At 66.5% G+C, this 18,031-nt stretch carries 17 protein-coding genes and 1 other RNA gene; 8 read left to right on the top strand and 10 right to left on the bottom strand.

The annotated features are described in order from the left end of the window. Positions 1 to 26 precede the first annotated feature (26 nt). Both ligA and MXB53_RS07455 read right to left on the bottom strand, forming a co-directional pair. The gene (gene ligA, locus MXB53_RS07450; protein WP_248896754.1) at positions 27 to 2,069 is read right to left on the bottom strand and encodes an NAD-dependent DNA ligase LigA; all 2,043 of its coding nucleotides are present in this window, start codon (positions 2,067 to 2,069) and stop codon (positions 27 to 29) included. Beyond that, complete coding sequence (locus MXB53_RS07455) at positions 2,062 to 3,780, bottom strand: DNA polymerase/3'-5' exonuclease PolX (RefSeq protein ID WP_248896755.1); 1,719 nt, start codon at positions 3,778 to 3,780, stop codon at positions 2,062 to 2,064. The genes ligA and MXB53_RS07455 overlap by 8 nt, the downstream gene beginning before the upstream one ends. A gap of 123 nt (positions 3,781 to 3,903) precedes the next feature. On the opposite strand from MXB53_RS07455, the gene MXB53_RS07460 reads away from it, so the two are divergent. The 4 genes from MXB53_RS07460 to MXB53_RS07475 all read left to right on the top strand — a co-directional run bounded on the left by MXB53_RS07460 (position 3,904) and on the right by MXB53_RS07475 (position 6,902). Next, positions 3,904 to 4,284, top strand: coding sequence for a DUF5789 family protein (locus MXB53_RS07460; protein WP_248896756.1), 381 nt, complete (start codon positions 3,904 to 3,906; stop codon positions 4,282 to 4,284). Between the two features lie 2 nt (positions 4,285 to 4,286). Continuing rightward, positions 4,287 to 5,627: an erythromycin esterase family protein gene (locus MXB53_RS07465; RefSeq protein ID WP_248896757.1), complete on the top strand. Its 1,341-nt coding sequence runs from the start codon at positions 4,287 to 4,289 to the stop codon at positions 5,625 to 5,627. Between the two features lie 97 nt (positions 5,628 to 5,724). Further along, complete coding sequence (locus MXB53_RS07470; RefSeq protein WP_248896758.1) at positions 5,725 to 6,135, top strand: DUF2267 domain-containing protein; 411 nt, start codon at positions 5,725 to 5,727, stop codon at positions 6,133 to 6,135. 134 nt (positions 6,136 to 6,269) lie between these two features. Next, positions 6,270 to 6,902 carry an HAD family hydrolase gene (locus MXB53_RS07475; RefSeq protein ID WP_248896759.1) on the top strand — a complete coding sequence of 211 codons (633 nt, stop codon included), beginning with the start codon at positions 6,270 to 6,272 and terminating at the stop codon, positions 6,900 to 6,902. On the opposite strand, the gene MXB53_RS07480 is transcribed toward MXB53_RS07475, so the two are convergent. After that, positions 6,903 to 7,142: a UPF0058 family protein gene (locus MXB53_RS07480; protein ID WP_248896760.1), complete on the bottom strand. Its 240-nt coding sequence runs from the start codon at positions 7,140 to 7,142 to the stop codon at positions 6,903 to 6,905. An 88-nt stretch (positions 7,143 to 7,230) separates the two neighbouring features. On the opposite strand from MXB53_RS07480, the gene MXB53_RS07485 reads away from it, so the two are divergent. Then, positions 7,231 to 8,007 (top strand): NAD+ synthase, encoded by a 777-nt coding sequence (locus MXB53_RS07485; protein ID WP_248896761.1) that lies wholly within the window; start codon positions 7,231 to 7,233, stop codon positions 8,005 to 8,007. A 22-nt stretch (positions 8,008 to 8,029) separates the two neighbouring features. Here MXB53_RS07485 and MXB53_RS07490 read toward each other — a convergent pair whose 3' ends face one another. The 4 genes from MXB53_RS07490 to MXB53_RS07500 form a co-directional block, all read right to left on the bottom strand. Continuing rightward, a complete protein-coding gene (locus MXB53_RS07490; protein ID WP_248896762.1) occupies positions 8,030 to 11,452 on the bottom strand; it encodes a beta strand repeat-containing protein in 3,423 nt (1,140 codons plus the stop codon). A gap of 713 nt (positions 11,453 to 12,165) precedes the next feature. Next, on the bottom strand, positions 12,166 to 12,291 hold the full coding sequence (locus tag MXB53_RS15640) for a hypothetical protein (RefSeq protein ID WP_283102245.1): 126 nt from the start codon (positions 12,289 to 12,291) through the stop codon (positions 12,166 to 12,168). Between the two features lie 143 nt (positions 12,292 to 12,434). Then, an RNA gene (ffs, locus tag MXB53_RS07495) (signal recognition particle sRNA) lies at positions 12,435 to 12,745 on the bottom strand. Between the two features lie 58 nt (positions 12,746 to 12,803). Continuing rightward, complete coding sequence (locus MXB53_RS07500; RefSeq protein ID WP_248896763.1) at positions 12,804 to 13,220, bottom strand: DUF7548 family protein; 417 nt, start codon at positions 13,218 to 13,220, stop codon at positions 12,804 to 12,806. A gap of 91 nt (positions 13,221 to 13,311) precedes the next feature. On the opposite strand from MXB53_RS07500, the gene MXB53_RS07505 reads away from it, so the two are divergent. Beyond that, complete coding sequence (locus MXB53_RS07505) at positions 13,312 to 13,809, top strand: LabA-like NYN domain-containing protein (RefSeq protein ID WP_248896764.1); 498 nt, start codon at positions 13,312 to 13,314, stop codon at positions 13,807 to 13,809. On the opposite strand, the gene MXB53_RS07510 is transcribed toward MXB53_RS07505, so the two are convergent. Continuing rightward, the gene (locus MXB53_RS07510) at positions 13,804 to 14,688 is read right to left on the bottom strand and encodes a DUF7847 domain-containing protein (protein WP_248896765.1); all 885 of its coding nucleotides are present in this window, start codon (positions 14,686 to 14,688) and stop codon (positions 13,804 to 13,806) included. The genes MXB53_RS07505 and MXB53_RS07510 overlap by 6 nt on opposite strands. 90 nt (positions 14,689 to 14,778) lie before the next feature. Here MXB53_RS07510 and MXB53_RS07515 point away from each other — a divergent pair, with 90 nt between their 5' ends. After that, positions 14,779 to 15,219 (top strand): TIGR00725 family protein, encoded by a 441-nt coding sequence (locus tag MXB53_RS07515; protein WP_248896766.1) that lies wholly within the window; start codon positions 14,779 to 14,781, stop codon positions 15,217 to 15,219. Positions 15,220 to 15,288: 69 nt separating this feature from the next. Here MXB53_RS07515 and dph2 read toward each other — a convergent pair whose 3' ends face one another. Beyond that, entirely contained in the window at positions 15,289 to 16,323 is a 1,035-nt protein-coding gene (gene dph2, locus MXB53_RS07520; RefSeq protein ID WP_248896767.1) for a diphthamide biosynthesis enzyme Dph2, read from the bottom strand. 76 nt (positions 16,324 to 16,399) lie between these two features. After that, positions 16,400 to 17,215, bottom strand: a complete 816-nt coding sequence (locus tag MXB53_RS07525) for a hypothetical protein (RefSeq protein WP_248896768.1) — start codon at positions 17,213 to 17,215, stop codon at positions 16,400 to 16,402. Between the two features lie 195 nt (positions 17,216 to 17,410). Here MXB53_RS07525 and MXB53_RS07530 point away from each other — a divergent pair, with 195 nt between their 5' ends. After that, positions 17,411 to 18,010 carry a winged helix-turn-helix transcriptional regulator gene (locus MXB53_RS07530; protein WP_248896769.1) on the top strand — a complete coding sequence of 200 codons (600 nt, stop codon included), beginning with the start codon at positions 17,411 to 17,413 and terminating at the stop codon, positions 18,008 to 18,010. Positions 18,011 to 18,031 lie beyond the last annotated feature (21 nt).

Genomic DNA, 18,031 nt, shown 5'->3' on the forward strand with positions numbered 1-18,031 from the left:
CGGCGACGGTGTGGAGTCACCGCGCCCTAATTGTCTTCGATGCGGTCGAGGATCCGGTCGCGGAACGCCTCGGCGTCGATCCGTTCGACGCCGTGTTCGGCCGCCGACTCGCGTTTGGTGGTTCCGGGGGTCTCCCCGACGACTAAGAAGTCAGTTCGCCCGCTGACCGACGACGTGACCGTCGCGCCGTGGCGTTCCAGCAGGTCGGTCAGTTCCTCGCGGGTGTAGCCCTCGATGGATCCCGTGATGGCGAGCGTGAGGCCGTCGAGTTCGTCGCTGACGCCGGTACGGGTCGGGCTGACGCCCGCTTCGAGCAGACGGTCGATTTCGGTCTGGTTGCGTTCGTTGTCGAAAAACGAGCGGATGCTCTCGGCGACTTCGGGGCCGATGTCCGCGACGGATCGCAGGGCGTCGCGGTCGGCGTCTCGAAGGGCATCGAGGTCGAACGCGTCGGCGAGGCGGCGCGCGCGCTCCTTGCCCACGTGGCGGATTCCGAGCGCATGGAGGAAACTCGCCAGGTCGACGTCCTTGCTCGCCTCGATCTCGTCGATGAGTTTCCGAGCCGACCGGTCGCCGAACCCCTCGAGCGACGCCAGTTCGTCCTGCTCGAGCGCGTAGAGGTCGGCCACCGAATCGACCAGTCCCTCCTCGACCAGCAGTTCGGCGACCTCCTCGCCGACGCCCTCGATGTCCATCGCGCTCTTCGAGCAGAAATGTTCGAGGCTCCGCCGGAGTTGGGCCGGACACGACACGTTCGTACAGTAGTGGTTCGGCCCCTCCTGGACGACCGACCCGCCACACGCCGGACAGGTGTCCGGCATCTCGAAGACGCTCTCGCCGGGTTCGAGCACCTCGCCCACCTGCGGGATGACGTCGCCCGCGCGTTCGATCTCCACGCGGGCGCCGGCGCCGACGCCGAGCTGTTGGGCCTGGCGCTCGTTGTGTAGCGTTGCTCGCGTGATGGTCACGCCCTTCACGTCGACCGGATCGAGCAGGGCAACGGGGGTGAGTTTCCCCGTCCGCCCCACCTGGACGACGATCCGGCGGACGACCGTCTCGCCCGTCTTGGGCGGGAACTTGTACGCGAACGCCCAGCGCGGATGCGTGGCCGTCGTCCCTAGTTGCTCGCGTTTCGCGTAGTCGTTCACCTTCACGACGACGCCGTCGATTTCGTATTCGAGGTCGGCCCGGCGCTCCAGCATCTCCTCGCGGTAGTCGATGGCCGCCTCGATGTCGTCCACTACGCGGTTGTACTCGTTGACGGGGAGACCGATCGACTCCATGCGGTCGAACGCGTCCCGCTGGCTCTCGACCGGCGCCGACGTCTCCATGATGTCGTAGAAGTAGGCGTCGAGCGGCCGGTCCGCGACCGTGTTCGGATCCAGCAGGCGGACGGTCCCGGCGGCGGCGTTGCGGGGATTGGCGAAGGGGTCCTCCCCGCGTTGGATGCGGCGCTCGTTGCAGTCCTGAAACCCCGAGCGCGGCATGTATATCTCGCCTCTGACCACGAGCAGGTCGGGACCGTTGCCGAGCGTCAGCGGGATCGATCGGATCGTGCGCACGTTCCGCGAGACGTCCTCGCCCACCTCGCCGTCGCCCCGGGTGACCGCACGGTCGAACTCGCCGTCCTCGTAGACGACTTCGACCGAGAAGCCGTCGAATTTGGGTTCGAGCGCGTACGCCACGTCGCCGACCACCTCGCGCACCCGCTCGTCGAACTCGCGTACGTCGGCCGCCTCTTCGGCGGAGTCGAGGCTGAGCATCTCGGTGACGTGTTCGACCGTCTCTAGCTCATCCAGGGGTTCGCCCCCGACCCGCTGGGTCGGCGAGTTGGGGTCGTGCAGGTCGAACGCCGCTTCCAGCGTTTCGAGGCGGTCGAAGAGGATGTCGTAGGCGCGGTCGGAGATGACCGGATCGCTCTCGACGTAGTAGCGGTAGTCGTGGTAGTTGACGGCCTCGCGCAGGCGTTCGACCTGTTCGCGGACCTCGTCTTCCGAGAGTGCCGACGGCTCCTCGAACTCGAGGTCCGGAGCCGTGACGTAGGGGTTGTCGGCCGGTCGCTCAACCATCGATGGGGAGTGTATCGAGCGGCTCGGTGTTCAACACATCGCTCGCCTCACACCAGCCCCGGCGGGCCTGGGCGACGCCGAGATGCAGGTAATCCAGTTCCTCGGTGGCGTGAGCGTCGGTCGAGACGACGAAGTCGACGGCGTCGCGGTGGCGCTTGACCGCGCGCCAGTCCAGATCCAGCCGTTCGGGTTGGGCGTTGATCTCCAGCGCAACATCGTTGGCCGCGGCGGCGTCGACGACCCGGTCGAGGTCGTAATCGATCCCGCCGCGCTCCATCAGGAGGCGGTTCGTCGGATGCGCCAGGACGTCGATCGGTGCCGACTCGACCGCCTCGACCAGGCGGTCGGTCGGGTCGTCGGGCGGCGTATGCACCCCGGCGACGACGAGGTCGAGGCGCTCTAGCCAGTCGTCGTCGATGTCGAGACCGTCGGCCGTCACGTTGGCCTCGACGCCGTGAAGCACGGTCACGTCGATGGCGTCGTCGTCGTTGACGGCGGCGATGTCCGCCTGCTGGTCCGCGAGCGCGTCGCCGTCGACGCCGCCCGCGACCGTCTCCGGGCCGTGATCCGTGATGACGACGTACTCCAGTCCGCGGTCGTCGGCGGCCTGGGCCATCTCGCGGACGGTGTGTGAGCCGTCGCTGTAGTCGGTGTGGACCTGCAGGTCGCCGCGAAGCTCGTCGGTTTCGACCAACGCCGGGAGCCGACCCTCGGCGGCGGCAGCCACCTCGCCGGTGTCCTCGCGGAGTTCCGGCGGGATCCACGCCAAACCCAGCGCGTCGTACACCGCTTCCTCCGTCTCGCTGGCGAGGACCTCGCCCGCGCGCTTGCCGCCCTCGTCCTTCACGTCGCTCACGTCGAACAGGCCGTACTCGTTGAGCTTCCAGTCGCGGTCCAGCGCCCGGTCCCGGAGGGTGATGTTGTGATCTTTCGACCCCGTGAAGTAGACGAGGGCGGCGCCCCAGGACCGGTCCTCGACGACGCGGAGGTCGACCTGCAAGTCGTCGGGTGGGACGGTGATCGAGGACTTCGTCTCGCCGCGAGAACGCACCTCGGCGACGTCTTCGAACCCACAGAACGTCTCCATCGCCGCTTCCGCGTCGCTCGCCGTGGCGAGGATGTCGATGTCGCCGACGGTGGGCCGTCGTCGTCGAAAGGAGCCGACGATCTGCACGCGGTCGAACGCCTCGGCGTCGTCGAGGCGATCGTGGAGTTCCTCCGCCCGCGAGAACGCCCGCCCGATGAGCGTCCGCTCCTGCCCGCGCTTCGCGCGCTCGATGTGGTCGAGGATGTTCGCCTCCGTCTGCGCGCCGAACCCCTCTATTTCGCCGATTCTGCCCTCGCGCGCGGCCTGTTCGAGGTCTTCTAGATCAGTGATTCCGGCCTCGCGGTAGAGGGTCCGCGCCGTCTTGGGGCCGACGCCCCGGACCGCGGTCAGTGCCTCGATATCGAGGTCGAGATCACCCCGAAGCTGCTGCAGGTAGTCGAGTTCGCCGGTTTCGAGATACTCGGCGATCTTGCTCGCGATGGACTCGCCGACGCCGTCGATGTCGTCGAGTTCACCGCGCTCGTGGATCGCTTCGATGTCCGCCGAGAGCGACTGGACGTTGCGAGCGGCCTGCCGGTAGGCCCGCGGTTTGTACTCGACGTCCTGCATCTCCAGGAGATCGGCGATTTCGAAGAGGAGTTGCGCGACGTCCTCGTTTTTCATCGCCGGAAGGTGCGCCTGCGCGGAGAAAAAATCCTCCCCTCATTCGCTGGTTCGGGCGGCCGCTCGGTCCCGCGCAAACACGTAGGGTCCGTATTTTTCACCGATACAGCGAGCTATGCCAGCATGGGCAACGACTCCGACGACCGCGACCCGGACCCGGACGAGAGGCGCCAACACGAACTCTCCGAACACGTGGAGTCCATCCTCGAAGAGACGGAGTGCATCGCCGAGGCGGAACACAAGTTCCCGGTGCGGCGGGAGGAACTCGCCGCGGACTACGCCGACCACATGATGGACCTCCCCAACGAGACGGAGTCGCTGGGGAGCGTCTTCGACCGTCTCACCGCCCGGCGATACGAGACGCCCGCGGAGGCGCGGGAGGCGGTCATTAACCAGCTCACCGGCGAGGAGGGTGGGATGGGCGAGTACAACGATCAGCGTTCGATCGAACAGTTGGCGCGGGACGTGGAGGCGGTCGGTGCGCTCGAAAACGACGGTGAGTGAGCATGGCGGAACTCGAACCCCGCGGGGTGTTTCAGAGCGGGGCCGAGATCGCTCCCGCCGTCGACGCCGTGAACCGCTACGGCCACGCCGTCGACGGCCCGGGAGACCTCGGCGGCCTCGTCGACCGACTGTCGGACGCCGACTGCGTCCTGATCGGCGAGGCCTCGCACGGTACCTCCGACTACTACCGCTGGCGCGCCCACCTCACCGCGCGCCTCCTCCGCGACCACGACTTCTCGTTCGTGGCCGTCGAGGGCGACTGGACCAGTTGTTACGGCATCAACCGGTACGTCAAGGACTTCCCCGACGCCCATCCGACCGCGTACGGAGCGCTGACCGCCTTCGACCGCTGGCCGACGTGGATGTGGGCCAACTGGGAGGTCGACGGCTTCCTGTCCTGGCTCCACGAGCTGAACCAAGATCGGGAGATGGGCGACCGGGCGGGCTTCTACGGCCTCGACGTCTACGGCCTCTACGAGTCGCTCCAGGCGGTCATCGACTACCTGGAAACGGTCGACCCCGAGGCGGCGGCCGACGCCCGCGATGCCTACCGCTGTTTCGAACCCTACGGTGAGGACGCCCGGGAGTACGCCCAGGCCGTCCAGTTCGTCCCCGACTCCTGCCGGGACGAGGTGATCGAGGTGCTCGAAGACCTCCGGGAGCGGACGGAGGCGTACCCCGAGGAGATGCCGGACGACCGGTTCGCCGCCGAGCAGAACGCGCTCGTGGCCGCCAACGCGGAGGCGTACTACCGAGCCATGTTCGGCGGCGACGACGACTCCTGGAACGTCCGCGACCGACATATGATGCAGACCCTCTCTCGCCTGTTCGATCACCACGGCTCGGACGCCAAAGGCATCGTCTGGGCGCACAACACCCACGTCGGCGACGCGCGGGCGACGGACATGCCCCGGCACGGCCGGATCAATATCGGCCAACTCGCCCGCGAGGACCGATCGATCGGTGAGACGTACACCGTCGGCTTCGGCTCGCGGCGCGGGTCGGTCATCGCCAGCGACGCCTGGGGCGACCCACTGCAGACCATGACCGTGCCGGAGGCCCAGCGAGACAGTTACGAACACGTGTTTCACGCCGCCACCGCGGACAACGCGCTGCTGTACAGCGACGACCTCCCCGAGGGGAGCGCCCTCGACGACCCGCGGGGACACCGCGCCATCGGCGTCGTCTACCATCCGGCCCGCGAGTCGGGCAACTACGTCCCGACGGTCCTCCCCGACCGCTACGATGCCTTCGTTCACTTCGAGCAGTCGAACGCGCTCCATCCGATCGAACGCCATCCGGAGCGAGAACGGGTCCCGGAGCTGTACCCCTTCGGACTCTGAGTCCGCGCCGTCATCGAAGCACGTTGGCCCCTCCTATATCCGTTCGTGAGCGGACGTTGAGAGTGGCGATGGTCGCCATCTGGGCGACTCGCACACCATGGAGGCTCAACGGATGAAATACGACGCGTTCCTTGGCGAAGTCCAGCACCGCCTCGAACTAGCGACGGAAGGCGATGCGGCCCGTGCGGCGCGCATCGTCCTCGAAACGCTCGGCCAACGGATCGGTGAGGGCGAGGCGTCCGACCTCGCGTCACAGCTCCCCCGTGAGATCGGTCGCCACCTCACCAAAGTCGAGGGCGGCGAGCAGTTCTCCTACCAGGTGTTCATCGAGCGGATCGCGGAGCGAGCCGAGATCGACGAGTCGGACGCCAACTACTACGCGCAGGCGATTGCGGCGCTCGTCGCCGACTGCGTCCAAGGTGGGGAGCTAGCACAGGTCCGAGCGCAACTCCCTGACGACTACGACGACCTGTTCGAACTCGTCGACGCGAAAGCGACGCCCTGGTAACCCGCCCTCGCTGTCGTTTCGGCCGTTCGCAACGACGTATCGACGCCGACCGCTTCTCGGGCCGTTCGGGGTCGCTCACCGACCGAAGAGCCTTGGCCCCCTCACTATGGCGCGACGGCGTAATTCTCCAGCGGATGCTCGTAGCCTTCGACTTCGAGGGAGGGATCGCCGAATCCGACCCCTTCGTCAGACTCGCTGAACAGCACGGCACTGGCGACGAGATGGCTGCAGTACTCGAACGGCTATGGAACGGCGATCTCGACCCCGAAACGGGGATTCGATCGGCCACGGACCACCTCAGCGGGATGCCCTTTTCGGAGGCCGAGGACGTGTTCGAACGCCTCCAGATCAGGCCTGAAGCCTCGTCGCTGCTCTCCCGGCTCCACGCGGCGAACCACCACGTCGCCATCGTCACCGACGCGCCGGAGTTGGCCGTCCGGTACTGTCTGGATCCGGCCGAGTTGGATGTCGACACCGTGATCGCGAACGACCTTCCGGCCGAGAACGGCGCCTTCACGGGCGACATCGAGGGGCCGCTCGTCGGGCGGAGCAAAGCGGACGCCCTCGACGAACTGGCGACCGGCGCGGGGTACGCCATGGCCGACACCGTCGCCGTCGGCGACGACCGGCGTGATCTCCCGATGTTGCAGGCCGCAGGGCTCGGCGTCGGAATCGATCCGGTCCCCGTGGTCGACGCGCAGGCCGACCTCTCCGTCCCGTCGTTGAACCGCCTCGAACTGACGTTCGAGGAGCGCGGTGTGCTCTGATCACTCCACGACGCGTGGCGTGGACTGCTCCGTGCCGGCGTCGACTGTCTCCGCGAGCGTCGACGCCAGCTCCGCCACTGCTTCGGCGTGGTGCTGCTTCGACCGGTGGGCGGACGACGGCTTCACGTGCCGGTCGCGGTAGCGCTCGAACGCCGACCGCGGCACGTCGTTCTGCTCGTAGGCGTGTTCGAGAACGAGCACGAGCAGGCGGTGCAGATGCATGCACTCGTTTTTCTGCATTTTCCCTGCCAATGCCAACCGTGGGCGTGAAAAACACGCGCCTAATCACGGCCCGTACCTTTGTCAGTCAGCGCCACGAACACGGCGTATGGCCGATATCGACGTCGCTGCCGCCGTCGAGACGATGTCCGACTTCCTGGCGTCGTATCTCACCCAGGCCGGTGCCGAGGGGTACGTCCTCGGCGTGAGCGGCGGCCTCGATTCGACGGTCGCACTGGCGCTGGCGGTCGACGCCGTGGGCGCCGACCGCGTTATGGGCCTCGTCATGCCGGGCGACCCGAGTGCCGACCGGCACATGCGCGACGCGCGTCAGGCGTGTGTGACCCGAGATGTTCCCGTGATCGAACTGGACATCGCCCCGACGGTCGACGCCGTTCGGGCGAGCGCAGGGTTCGCCCCGGAGACCGTCGCCCTCGGCAACGTCCGCGCCCGCACCCGGATGGTGTTCGAATACCTGTTTGCCAACCAGTGTGCGGGGCTCGTCCTGGGTGCGGCGAACAAGAGCGAACACTCGCTCGGCTACTTCACGAAATACGGCGACGGCGCCGTCGACGTGGCGCCGATGGGCGAACTCTACAAGACGGAAGTTGCCGACGTCGCCCGTCATCTCGATGTCGACGAGCGGTTCGTCGAGAAGACACCCACGGCCGAACTCTGGAAGGGACAGACCGACGAGGGCGAACTCGGTGCGACCTACGACACCATCGACGACATCCTGAAGCGGCTCCTCGAACGCGACCACGCCCCGGAGCGCATCGCCGCGGAGACGGCCTACGACCGCGAGATGATCGATCGGTTCGTCACGATGCACGAGCGGTCACAGCACAAGCGCTCGCGTCCGCCAACGGCCGATATCGATCGCTGAGCGCGAAAAGAAGAGTGGGGCGTTAGTCGACGCGGCGACGGACGCCGAGCAGTGCAGCCCCGAGCAGGGCGATGAGAGCCGTGAGGAGTCCGAAACCGGGTGCGGTCCCCTCGGCCGGCGTCTCGGTGCCGGTCGCCGTTGCCGTCGCGTCCGCGTCGCCGACGGCGGTGACCGCGAACAGCGACGTTCGCGGCGTGGTGGCCTCCAGCGTCACCGTATTGTCGGATTGGCTGCCCACGGTAGTGTCGAGTCGCTGCCACTGTTCCGCGTTCGCGTCGTAGCGAGCGAGCGTGAGGCGTTCCCCGCTGGCATCGACGGCGTCGGCGGAGAGCGTGAGTCGAACCGTCGCCTGCGAGTCCGCGATCGGATCGGGTCGGGTGATACGCAGCGGACTGACGACCGATCCCGGCGCGTCGGCGACGGCGGCCGACTCCTCGGGAACCGTCACGCGAACGCTGCCGGTCGCGCTCTCGCTGGAGTCGATGGTGACGGCGTCGAGGGCGTCGGATCCGGCGAGTTCGACGGATGCGGCCCCGTCACCGGGCTGGACGAACGCAGTGCCGATGGCGGTGACGGCCGACTGGGCCCGGATGGCGACGTTCGTGGTCACGCCACCGGTGTGGCCCGTCGCCGTGTGGAGCGTGACGCCCGTCTCGTAGCGACCCGCCGTGTCGGGATTGGTCACCGGTTGAATCCGAACGATCACCCGGTCACCGCTCGCGAGCGTCGGCTTGCGCGCGCTGTCCACGTCGGAGAGGTCGAGCTGCACGGCGCCGTCGTCGACGTTGACCGAGACGGCGTCAGTCCCGCCCAGCGACGACTTGGCGGTGCCGTCGGCCGAGATGACTTGCAGGGTGACGACGTTCTGATCGTCGCTGACGGATGTGACGCTCCCCCCGTCCGACTGGAAGGCGTCGCTGTAACCGATCACGACGCCGTCGAGCGTCTCACCGGCGAGGTCGGAGTCCGCCCCGACCGGCACGGTGAACGTGTGCGTGCTGGAACCGGCGCCGGCCCACGGCGACCCGGTGACTGCGTCGGCGGCCGCGTCCGTTCGCAGTCGTTCCACGGTGAGCGTATCGGCGATGGGTGTAGACGCGCTGGTGCCCTCGGTCGCTTGACCGAGAGTAACTTCGTACTCACCGGGTTCGCCGCTCGCCACGTCGGCCGTGTAGACGTGGGCTCCGGCCGCAGTCCGTCGGTGAGTGAAGTCGTCCCGAGTGAGTTCGGTTTCGACGGGACCGGAGACATCGGCCGTGAACGCGTCGAGTTGCGTATCGGACGTGAGGGTCACGTCGATATCGAGCCCATCGGCGGTCAGGTCGACCGCTGCCATCGAGTCACTACTTGCCTCCGCGGTGTCGGTTTCGTCGTCCAGGAAGTCGTCGTCGCGGTCGTACCAGTCGTCACTGCCGCCGCCATCGTAACCGCCGCCGTCACCGCCGTCACTACTGCTTTCGGCCTGGATGGTGACGACGTCGCTCCGAGTCACCGCTCCGTGACACGGGCAGCTATCGTCGACGCGGATGTCGATGCCGTAGGTCGCGTCGGTATCAGGGTAGTCGACGGCGGTGTCGACCGAGACGTTCAGCGGGATGGCGCCGCCGCCCGTCGCGCTGGTCGCAAAGGTGAGCGTATCGTCGACGCCGTCACCGTCGTAGCCGTCGACGAGCTGGACGCTCGAGGTGATGCTCGTGTCGTTGGCGGTCGCGTAGTTGGGCGAGAGCCCCGAGGCGAGCTCGTTCGGGAACTCGACGTAGAAGGTGTCGGTGTCGCCGTCGGCACTGACGTTGGCGATGTTCACGTACACCTTCTGGTTGTTGACGGTGTTGCCCGGACTCACCTGGGCGGGTTCAGCGCTCCCGTCGAGAACCGACAGCGGATGGACGGGGAGGCTGACGGTCCCGCTCTGGTCGCGGGCGCCGTCGATGCCGCTCGTGTTCTTGGCCTCGGTGAGGGTTGCGGTGAAGCTCCCACCGTGGCTCGCGGTGTAGGTCGCGTCGTACGTCCAGTTACTGCCCTGGCTGGATTCGGCGAAGTCACTCTCCGTGAGGGTCGCGGCCGTGTTTCCGTCGCCGTCGGTGACATCAACCGTGATCGTCGCCAGTTCGTCGCTGGAATCGAACGCGATGTCGATATTCCGGTCTGCGGGATTTGACACCGAGTAGTTGGAGATGGTCGGACTCGATCCGGCGGTGATCGTCGCCACGCCGGACTGGTTGGCGGCGTCACCGTCGCTGTCCTCGACGCGGAAGTCGATGTCGTAGCTGGTCTGCGTGTCGGGGTAATCAACGGCGGTGTCAACCGAGACGTTCAGCGGAATCGTCCCGCCGCCATCCGCGCTGGTCGAGAACTTGAGCGTGTCGTCGACGCCGTCCGTATCGTAGCCGTCGACGAGCTGGACGCTCGAGGTGATGCTCGTGTCGTTGGCGGTCGCGTAGTTGGGCGAGAGCCCATTCGCGAGGGTGTCCGGGAACTCGACGTAGAAGGTGTCGGTGTCGCCGTCGGCGCTGACGTTGGCGACATCGACGTACACCTTCTGGTTGTCGACGGTGTTGCCGGCGGCCACCTGGGCGGGGTCGGCGGTGCCACCGAGGACGGACACCGAGGCCGTCGTGATCGAGACGGTCCCGCTCTCGCCGCTCGACCCGTCGATACCGTTACTGTCCGTCGCCTCGGTGAGCGTGACGGTGTAGTCGTCGTCCTGGCTGGCGGTGTACGTCGCGTTGTAGTGCCAGACACTCCCCTGGTCGGTCTCCGTGAAGTCCGTCTCGGTGAGCGTCGCGACTGTGGTTCCGCTCGTGTCGGTGACATCGGCGGTGATGTTGGTCAGTTGCTCGCTGGAGTTGAACGAGACGTTTATCTGCTTTCCGGAGGGGTTCGTCACCTGGTAATCGGTGATCGAGGGCGGGGTACCGGCGACGATGGTCGCCACGCCGACTCGGCTGTCCGATCCGTGGCTACTGTCGTTGACCGTGGCGTTAATGGCGTAGCTCGTCTCCGTGTTGGGATAGGAGTCGATGGCGACGTCGACGGTGGCGTATACGTCAACGTCGCCGCCACCATCCGGTGATGTCGCGAATCTGACCGTGTCGTCGACGCTGTCGTTGTCCGGTCCGTCCACAAGATTGGCACTACTGGTGATGCCGGCGGAGATGTTGACACTCGCCTGGTTCACCGACAAATTCGGTGCCAGTTCGTCCGGGAACGTGACGTAGAACCAGTCTGTGTTGCCGTCGGCGCTCACGTTGTACACGTCGACGTGAACGAGCTGATTGTTCTCCGTGGAACCCGGCGAGACCTGGGACGGCTCCGCCGACCCGTCGCCGACTTCGACGTGATTCGTCGCCGCCGCCGGCGCCGAGAGCGCGACCGTCCCGACGGCGACGGACGACATCATCATCGCGGCGAGCAGCACCGCCCGCACGCGGTCGCCGTCGGTCATGTCCACACTCCCCTGGCCGATCGCGAGTGCTTGGAGTGGGGCGTGGTCGGCGGCCGATGGCTCGCCACGAAGCGATACGATTCGGAGCGTCGACTGGGCGTCGGGAGACTCGTGCGTGCGGTCGAGTCCCCGGCACCAGTCGAGCGGCTGGACGCGTTCCTACGTTCGAGCATAGTTGATGTCACCGGGCGCAACCGTGCGACCGGCTCTACTATCGTGTAACACAACGCACCGAATCAGCAACCGTCCTACAGAGTTAGGACAAGTTCCACCGTGTGTGTGCCTGTCCCCGTATATCCCCGGCCGATTCGCCTACATGATTAGGTGTCGGCGAGAGATGGATGGCGTTCTCGGGGGACCGTGACCGGAAAACGGGTGATCGTCGGGAACGCGGGATGTGCCCCTCGGAATCCGCGGGATAGGCCGCTGTATTATATCCGTCGCTCTCGTAGCTTCGAGTGCCGGCGGAGAACACAACGCCAGCGTCGGTCTCTCGCGTACCGACACGCGTGAGGTGAGAACCCTTCCGCCGACTCATCCCGTCTCCCCTCAGTGGCGGTGGTGGCCGGAGCACCCCAGTCCGGCGCGACCGCCACGACCAGCCCCATACCACCGCGCCGTCCCTCCCCGGACGGCTTTCGTTCTCGGCACGCGACGGTATTCAGTCGCGATACGCGTCGCTTCTCACCCGCGGATCCCGGAAAACGAGGACGTTACTTCAGGACGTAGCGGCAGGCGTCTTCTCGGCCGTTCTCGCACAGCCGTTCGAGCGTGTGGCAGGCGCGTTCGTTTCCATCGCTGCACTCGTTTCGGAGTAGTACGAAGTCTTCCTGTTGCATGGTGTGTTTCCTCTACCCATGCTAACGACTACCACTATATTTATACTTGTCGATGCGGCAAGGCTAGCCACCGTCGTTGACGGCGAGCGGCGTGCCGAGCGGTGACTAACGACCGTCGCAACTCGGCGATGAGAACGGTATGAATGTGGACGGCGGGATTGCCCGGCGTTCCGGCCCGGGGAGTCTCGGTCGCCTCCTCCACCCCGCGATCCGTCGAGCGACGGGCGTCCGGTGATGGGCTGCTCGCTTCCGCGCCTGACCCGGTATCACCGACGAACCGCGGCGGAGCGTCCCTGCAGACGCACGCCGCGGACCGCTGTCCCCGAAGGACGAGGCTTCCACGTTGGCTCCCGAGGCCCGAACCGGTCTGACCGGACGCCCCCGAGTTCGGTCCCCGCTAAAGACCATATTGCGGGCGGCGGAGCAGGGCCTAACTGCCCGACCTAGTCCACTCACTCCTATGCCGCTACCTCTTAAGGGCCTTTCGACTCCCAGTCCGTCACGGCGGGCGATCAGGCTCCGGATTCGAGCACTGCACGGGTGTAGAGCCCGGCCGCGACGGGGACGACGGCCGTGAGGGCGACGACGATCCAGCGGTGGTCGGTGATCCAGGACGCCGGGAAGCCAAAGAGCGGATCGAGCGACGCCGACAGCGCCCACGACAGCGTGACGAGGAGTGCGACGACGCCGAGGGTAAGCGCGATTCCGGCCGCAGTCGTCGGATCGGCGCGGCCACGGGTTCCCGCCAGGAAGACGACGATGTCGACGAGGACGAAAAAGAGGGCGGCACCGACACCGAGCGGTCCCGCGGCGTAATACTGCCCGAGTTCCGCGCCCCAGGCCGGGAAGAGCGCGTACGGGAGGCCGAGGACGACCACGACGGCGAGACAGCCGGCGATACCCAGGGCGGCGGCGACCTGCTCACGCATACCCGTCTCTGTCCTCGCCGGCGGGTTAAATCGCTCGCGTCGCGGTCGGATGAGCAAGGAATTTAGTCGCGCACCGCCATGTTCGGCCAACGTGACAGATATCCATTCGAACCAGCGCGTCGCGATTCTCGCGGACGCGCAGAACCTCTATCACTCCGCACAGAGTCTCTATTCGCGGAACATCGACTACTCGTCGTTGCTCTCGAAGGGCGTCTCCGAGCGCGAACTCGTGCGCGCCATCGCCTACGTCATCCGCGCCGACTCACCCGAAGAGGAGCGCTTTTTCGAGGCGCTACAGGAGATTGGCTTCGAGACGAAGATCAAGGACATCAAGACCTTCGGCGACGGCAGCAAGAAGGCCGACTGGGACGTTGGCATCAGCCTCGACGCCGTGACGCTCGCTAACCACGTCGATGTCGTGGTGTTGTGTACCGGCGACGGCGACTTCTCGCGGCTCTGTTCGCATCTCCGCCACGAGGGCGTGCGGGTCGAGGTGATGGCCTTCGGCTCCTCGACGGCCGACGAACTCGTCGAGGCTGCCGACTCGTTTCTCGACCTCTCGGAACGCGAAGAAACGTTCCTGCTATAGGTCTTCGCCGAGGACGCGCTCCTCGACGGTCCGGCCGTTACGCTCGTAGAACGCCGTGGCGTAGGTCTGTCGGAAGGCGAAAAACAGCGCCGTCGTCACGAGGGAGACGAGCGAGAGCACGACGATTTCCGGCGTGGAGAGACCGAGGCTCAGCCCCCCGGCGAGGGCGTCGAGCGTCTCCGGTGGCGGTGCGTTGCCCCCGCCCCCCACCGGCGGTTCGCCATCCATCGATCCGAGACCGCTGGTGACCGACCGGTAGGCGACGAAGCCCGTGACGGGAAGCGATGCGAGACCACCCAGAACGACGGTGACCAGCGTGTAGCCGAGCGTGCTGAGGACGTTCGACCGGACGAAGCCGACGCTCTCCGTGATGCCGTCGACCGGGCCCACGTCGTCGGCGACGATGGCGACCGGGTAAAACTGGATGGCAAAGAGCACGATCAGATAGCCGAGTGTCAGGAGCGCGATGAGCGCTATGCCGACGAGGACGGCGGGACCGGCGGTTCCCGCGGCGGCGCCACCGAGTGCGACGACCAGGGCGAGTATCACGATGCCGATGCCGAAGACCAACTGGATGGCGAACTCGACGAGCGTGCCGAGCAGGAGGTCGACGTACCGCGTCTTACCAACCCTCGTCAACGAGTCGAGCGACGCGTCGCCGTCGAGCGCTTCCCGCGCCATGCCGATGACGCCCGCGAGGACGAACGGGGTCACGAAGAAGGTCAGGAGTTGCAGCAGGGTGGGCGCAAGGGGAACGCCCGCCAACTGGAGCGCACGCTGGGGGAGGAGCACCAGCGCGTAGACGAGACCGCCCACGAGGAGGACGGTGTTGCGCGAGAGCGCATCGATCGCCGTCCGGAGGGACTGAATGGCCGACATACCCGTCTACGCGGAGAGACGCCGTATAAAGGTGGTGTGTCGCCGGCGTAGGGTCCAAACGTATATCACGCCGACCGGTGACCCTCGACCATGCGCGTCAGCGTCGTCGGCAGTGGCACGGCCACGGCAACGGAGCGGGAGCGAGCGCGGAATCTCGGCCGCCTGCTCGCCCGCCGAGACCACGTCGTCGTCTGCGGTGGTCTCGGTGGCGTCATGGAGGCGGTCTGTCGCGGCGCGGACGCGGCGGGCGGCGAGACGATCGGCATCCTGCCGACGGCCGATCCTGACGACGCCAACCCGTACGTCGATACCGCCATCGCGACGGGGATGGCCCACGCTCGCAACGCGATGGTCGTGATGAACGGCGACGCCGTCGTGGCCGTCGGCGGCAGCGCGGGCACGCTCTCGGAACTCGGCTTCGCCGGCGTCTTCGACCGGCCGGTGGCCGGCCTCGACACCCACGACGTGCCTGGCGTCGAACCGGTCGCAACGCCCGAGGCAGCGGTCGATTACGTCGAATCCCCGCACTGAAGGTTCCGATCGGGTCACACTGCACACCGGCACGACGGCATCGGCGCGCAAAAAGCTACTCGCGATCGCTCACCAGGTGCCGTGGAAGGTGTCGAAGGAGAGGGAGTCAAGGGGTTCGTCGCCGACGGCGATGCGGTACTCGCCCGGCGTGAGCATCGGCTTGTGGAACTGCGGGCCGTCGTCGGTGGTGATGCGCGGGCATCCCGTGTTGACGAAGGCGTCCATGTCGAAGTTGCGCAGGCGGTCCGGCGTCACCTCGTCCATCGTGATGAGGTAGGCGTCGTCGTTGTCCTCGACGATCTGCTCGGCCATGTCCCAGCGGCCCTGCCCGATCTTGGTGCAGAAGATGACGCCCCACTTCTCGGCGTCCATCGCTTTGTGGACCGAGGCGTAGCGCTGTTTCATGAACTGCTCCGTGTCGGCGACGGTGACGACGTTGTTGACGGGGTCGGCGATGACCACCGTCTTGTCGGGATGTTCCATCGCCAGGCCGAGCGGGTGGAACTTCCCGCCGCCGACGTAGAGCACCTGATCGGCGTCGATGTCGGCGGAAGCGTAGTTACACCCGAGCACCTGCCCTTCGTGAGTGAGTCGGTCGTCGCCGCGGCGCGTGTGGACGGTAAAGCCCTCGTCTTCCAGCCATTCGCGCATCTCGTCGAAACGGTTCATATGCTGGGCCGTGGTGACGAGGCCTACGTCGCCCACGTCGAGTTCGTCGAGGGAGTCCTCCATGATCGGGAAGGGGTCGACGTTCGAAAACAGGGGGACGTAGATGATCTTGTCCGACTCCTTCATCGGCGAGTGGCCGAAGTGGACGAACACGTCCGTCCGGCGCATCAGATAGGTGTCGAGGTCACAGGCGCCGTAACAGGGCTGTCCGGAGAGCATGTAGGTCACGTCGTCGTCGGTGAGCGCCCGCAGGTCGTCGGCGACGGCCGGGCCGCGGCGCTTGAGTCCCTCGGGGAACTGGAGACCGACCTTTTTGGCGTCCCGTTCCTCGACGGCCTCGACGATGCGCTCGAGTTCGTAGTCCCACTCCCGGTCGTGTTTGAGCGACATCCCCGTGTTTCGGAGGTCGCCCTCTGTCGCGGCGTCCTGGCTCATTACTGCCCAATTGCCGGCGCGGCCGTTTAACGTCCGCGCTTCGCGGGGGACCGCACCGTTTCGGCGGTGATGGGGCTCAGGCGGTCGGTTCGGTCGTTCGTGCGGGCTGTACGGTTCGTTCGACGCTCGTGAGGCCGTCGTCGCCGGGGTAGTGCACGGTGAGCGTTCCCCCGCCCTGGTTCTCGAGATAGAGCAGGATGTCGCCGGGCCGCCCGGTGTACGTCCGTGACTCGCCCGCCGGAACGGGGAGTTCGACGATGTGCCCGCCACTGAACCCCTCCAACGACACGCGCGCCGCAAAGGCGCCGTCGCGGGCTCCCTCGTTGGCGACGGTCATGTCCAGCACGAGTCGTCCGTCGCGGTCCAGAACGCGGATATCCGAGACGACGAAGGCGGGTTCGAGGGCGAGCGTCTCCAGGATGGTCGTGGGAAGGTCCCAGGAGACGCGAGACCCGTCGGTCAGGCGGAGAATCGCCGCCGTCTCGTGGCGTTCCGCGGGGAAGGAGAACGCGTACGACGCCGTCCCGTCGACGCTCGGCAGCGGATCGCTCCCGGGCAGGTACTCGCCGTCCACGACCGAACGGAAGTCGAGCGCCGCCGTTCTGTCCGGTGGCTCGCCGTCGATCAGGATGTCCGCGACGACGAACTGCCCCGCGTGGGCCACGACGCGCGTGTGGGTCATGCCGCGGGACACGGCGGCTTTCCTGACGCGCGGATTCTCGACGGTCAGGCGTGTCCCGTCGACGGTCACCGTCCGACCCATCGGAACGTGGCGGTCGGGGGCGGCTGACGGGGTGGACATCGGGGTCGGCGTGTTCGGGGAGCGACCGCTACAGCCAGCCAGCGCCGCGAGGCCGAATCCGGACAGGGCGAGTACGTCGCGTCGCCGCATAGGCCAGGATTGCGCCGCGGGCGGGAAGTGTGTTTCCGTCGCATCACCGGTCAGTACAGTCGGCATACCGGAGTACGTGTGCCGATCCCCGTTGCGAGTTCCCCCTTCGATAACCGGGTAAGAGAGGCATACAGACTTTCGATTCGAAGGGTGTCTCGGCGTGGTGCTTTAGTCGATAGCAAGCGTTGTTTCACCATGCACGATCTCGACGAAACCGACCTCGAAATCCTCCAGCTACTGCTGTCGAACGCTCGCCGACCGTACAGTGGCATCGCGGATGCCGTCGGTCTCTCGGCCCCGGCCGTGTCGGACCGAGTAACGAAACTGCAGGAGATGGGCGTCATCAACCGGTTCACGATCGATGTCGATCGGTCGCAACTCCGGGACGGGATTCCGGTGCTGATCACACTCGACATCGCCTCAACGGGGTCCGACGTTGCGTCGATCAAAGAGCACCTCTTGGGCGACGGCGCCGTCGAGCACGTGTTCACCACGGCCGAAGCCGATCTGGTCATCTACGCCAGGGTCCGGGATAACGACATCGCCAGCTGGCTTACGGACGCCCTCGACGACGACGCGTTCGACGACTTCGAGGTGACGCTCTTGGCAGGGGCTGACTGGTCTCCTGACCTGGGCGAAACGGAGTTTGCCCTCACCTGTGCCCAGTGCGGGAATACGGTCGACAGCGAGGGAACGGCGACCCGCATCGACGGTGAGTTGTACCAGTTCTGTTGCCCGTCGTGTGAGACCCGATTTATGGAGAAGTACGACCGGCTTCAACGAGAGGCGGATTAAGCGACGCCACGTTGTGATTTG

Origin of the sequence: Haloplanus sp. XH21 (assembly GCF_023276355.1) — an archaeon.
GTDB lineage: Archaea > Halobacteriota > Halobacteria > Halobacteriales > Haloferacaceae > Haloplanus > Haloplanus halobius.